Source organism: Vibrio sp. V42_P2S4T144, from assembly GCF_009904715.1.
GTDB classification, from domain to species: domain Bacteria; phylum Pseudomonadota; class Gammaproteobacteria; order Enterobacterales; family Vibrionaceae; genus Vibrio; species Vibrio alginolyticus.
This window is the reverse complement of sequence record NZ_WXWS01000622.1, coordinates 1-3,767: the sequence shown is the minus strand read 5'-3', so window position 1 is coordinate 3,767 and position 3,767 is coordinate 1. Positions and strand designations below refer to the sequence as shown.

General features: G+C 45.0%; 2 protein-coding genes. One reads left to right on the top strand and one right to left on the bottom strand.

The features are described from left to right. Positions 1-206: 206 nt before the first annotated feature. The gene (locus tag CAG68_RS20235; protein ID WP_005377167.1) at positions 207-1,973 is read right to left on the bottom strand and encodes a sigma-54-dependent Fis family transcriptional regulator; all 1,767 of its coding nucleotides are present in this window, start codon (positions 1,971-1,973) and stop codon (positions 207-209) included. 239 nt (positions 1,974-2,212) lie between these two features. On the opposite strand from CAG68_RS20235, the gene exaC reads away from it, so the two are divergent. Further along, positions 2,213-3,733: an acetaldehyde dehydrogenase ExaC gene (gene exaC / locus CAG68_RS20230; protein ID WP_086046801.1), complete on the top strand. Its 1,521-nt coding sequence runs from the start codon at positions 2,213-2,215 to the stop codon at positions 3,731-3,733. The last annotated feature ends 34 nt before the right edge of the window (positions 3,734-3,767 follow it).

Below are 3,767 nucleotides of genomic sequence, written 5' to 3'. Positions count from 1 at the left end.
TTCTAAGATGACTCTTAACAAGTACTTTGTTTTCATTCCAGCAGAATTGGAACAGGAAATGCACAAGGACAACCAAGTGATCTCTGAGAAGGAAACTCAACGTCAGGCATTAGTAAAACAGGCGCAACAACAAGGTGGCCTGTAAGCTAGGTTTCAAAGAGAAAGAGCACCGCAACGGTGCTCTTTTTGTATCTGAGGTCGTAGAATTAACTTAATATGCCAAGGCTTTTCAACTTTCTGTAAATGGTATTTCGGCTCACACCAAGCATACGAGACGTTTTGCTAATGTTCCCCTGATTGGCTTGATATGTTTTGAGCAACTTATCTTCGACGGTTGCACGCAGTTCTGAAGTTGGTTCAGCGGATGCTGCCCCTTCTTGAGCTTGGCTGAGTTTCTTACTTAGGTGGGCTGGGACGTGTGTGAGTTCCAATATTTCTTCACCTTGCGCCATTAAGGCGGATACTTTGATTAAACTATCGAGTTCACGCAAATTTCCTGGCCATGAGTAAGACAGCATCAGAGAAAGGAGGTGAGGGCAAAGCTGTTGTTCAGATTCGGCGTGACGCCGATGAATGTTCTCAATCAGTTGTCGTTTGTCATCACGTTCCTCAAAGCGAGGTAGCTCAATGATCAAGCCATTAAGGCGATAATACAAATCTTGGCGGAACAATCCTTCGCTGACCAAATGTTCCAGATCTTTATGCGTGGCTGCAATGATTTGCGTATCGACTTGAATACTTTGGTTGGAACCCACGGGAAGCACGGTTTTATCTTGCAATACATGGAGCAATCGGCTTTGAGCTTCCAAAGGTAAATCTGCGATTTCATCTAGAAACAAAATCCCTTTGTGTGCTTGGCGAATTTTTCCCTGATAGCCTTTGCTGTTTGCGCCAGTAAAGGCACCGGCTACGTAGCCAAACAATTCAGATTCAACCAAGTCTTTTGGTAACGCTCCGCAGTTAACGGAAACCAACGGTCCCGTTTTTCTCTGGCTGTTTTTATGGAGTGCTTTTACAAACTCGTTTTTGCCAACGCCAGTCTCTCCGAGAATCAACAAACTGATGTCTTTATCGATGACGCGATTGGCTTGCTGCCAACAGTGCTCAACAGCGGAGTCGCCATAATGAAGATCATTGGACGCCGCTACAGCACGAGACTTGACCTTGCTATCTTTATCGGTAAGCGGTTTTGTTTTGAAAACGAAAGGGTGCTCATTTCCCCGAGTGGATAGAATGTCGTCTAAGGATTGCCCAATGATACTTTTTTGCGCAAAAAGTTGAGAGGCTACTTGGTTGTGAGCCAAAACTTGTCCGTCTTCATTTGCAATGATAATTCCTTGCCAACCACTATTCAGTAAACCTTTTTCGCACGCTAAATCCACACGAATATGCCCTTGTGGAATCAAGTTAAGTAGTTGATTCTCCACTTGCTGGACCATGTTTTGTACTAGTACTTGCGTTGAGAAGTCATGTCTCTTTTGCTCGCTCGTAATATCTAATACGCCAATGAGGTTACCAAGATGATCGAAAATAGGATTAGCCGAACAGCTAATAAAACGATGGTGTTGGATAAAGTGCTGATCACCAATAACAGAAACGGGCTTTGCTTCAACCAAAGCTGTACCAATCGCGTTGGTGCCTTTGACCTTTTCTTGCCAGCATGCTCCAGAGCTTAGCGAGATTTCCGTCAACTTTTCACGAAATCTAGGCTGTCCCCAACTGCCGATGATGACACCATCTGAGTCCGTCAAAATTAAGCGACTGTCGCTATGAGCAAATAGCTGATTAAACAAAGGGAGCGCAAATTGAGTGACTGCCTCTAGCAAAAAGTTGAGTTGGTGACGCCTATCTTGGAGCGTTGCTGGCGTTACTCGAATATCTTCAGGGCGTCGACGCTGTTTTAAACCCGCTTGTTCACTTCTGACCCATGAAGTTGAAAGCCAATTGTTATCGCTAATGTGTTGAAGTTCCATGACTGTACCATTTTGTCACAGTGAGGGTGTGCCATTTTGGAACACTTGAACATTGGTGTTTACACCATACATCCGCTCAAACATCGCTCACTTGGTTTGTTATCGCTTGGTAATCATAGTTTTACATTTAATTAACAACAAGTGTGGCGTAGTTGGCGTGTGACTTGCGTAATGCTCTTTGTGAACAGTGCGATACGACACTGCAATAACACATTGAACGAGAAACAAAAGGAAGAGTTATGATCTATGCACAGCCAGGTAGTGAAAATGCCATTGTTAACTTTAAATCGCATTACGATAACTTTATCGGTGGGGAATGGGTAAAACCAACGGGTGGTGAGTACTTTGACAATATCTCACCAATCAACGGACAAGCGTATTGTAAAGTTGCTCGCTCTGGCGAGGTAGATATTAATTTAGCACTGGATGCCGCGCACAACATCAGAGCAAAATGGGCCAAAACCAGCGTGACAGAACGTTCGAACATCTTGCTGAAAATTGCTGACCGTATTGAGCAGCATCTAGAAGAGCTTGCTGTTGCAGAAACTTGGGAAAACGGCAAACCAGTTCGCGAAACCTTGGCGGCAGATTTACCTTTAGTAGTGGATCACTTCCGTTACTTCGCTGGCTGTATTCGCGCACAAGAAGGCAGTGCGGCAGAACTGGATGAGCACACTGCAAGCTACCACTTCCCAGAACCGATTGGTGTGGTTGGTCAAATTATTCCGTGGAACTTCCCAATGTTGATGGCGGCTTGGAAACTAGCACCGGCACTAGCGGCGGGTTGCTGTGTGGTATTGAAGCCAGCAGAGCAAACCCCAACATCCATTCTGGTTCTGATGGAAAAAATCGGTGACCTTCTTCCTCCTGGTGTCATCAACGTTGTAAACGGATATGGTTCTGAAGCGGGTCAAGCATTAGCAACCAGCAACCGCATTGCGAAACTCGCGTTTACCGGGTCTACGCAAGTTGGCAACCACATTCTGAAATGTGCAGCAGACAACTTGATCCCATCGACAGTTGAGTTAGGTGGTAAATCTCCAAACATCTACTTCTCAGATATCTTCGATTACGAAGATGAGTATCTTGATAAGTGTATCGAAGGTACGTTACTTGGTTTCTTCAACCAAGGTGAAGTTTGTACTTGTCCATCTCGCGTACTGGTTCATGAAGCGATTTATGACAAGTTTGTAGAGAAACTGACGGAACGTGCACAGCTGATTAAACAAGGTAATCCGCTCGATACCGATACTCAAGTTGGTGCTCAGGCTTCTCAAGAACAGTTTGATAAGATTTTAAGTTACCTGGAAATCGGCCGTGAAGAAGGCGCAAAAGTGGTCTTTGGTGGTGGAGTGTCAGAACAGCCAGAGTCTATCAACCAGGGGTACTACATTCAGCCAACCATGTTGGAAGGCCACAACAAGATGCGAATCTTCCAAGAAGAAATCTTTGGCCCAGTGATCGCTATCACCAAATTCAAAGATGAGGCTGAAGCGTTGGAAATCGCAAACGACACTGAATATGGCTTAGGCGCAGGTGTTTGGACACGTGATGCGAACGTTGCATATCGTATGGGCCGTAATATTGAAGCTGGCCGGATCTGGATTAACTGTTACCACGCTTACCCTGCACACGCAGCGTTCGGTGGTTACAAAAAATCGGGTATCGGGCGCGAAACGCACAAGATGATGCTGGATCACTACCAGAACACGAAGAACTTGCTGATTAGCTACAGCATCGACCCGTTAGGCTTCTTCTAGTGAAACTAAGTAATTAATAAAGAAAAAGCAGTAT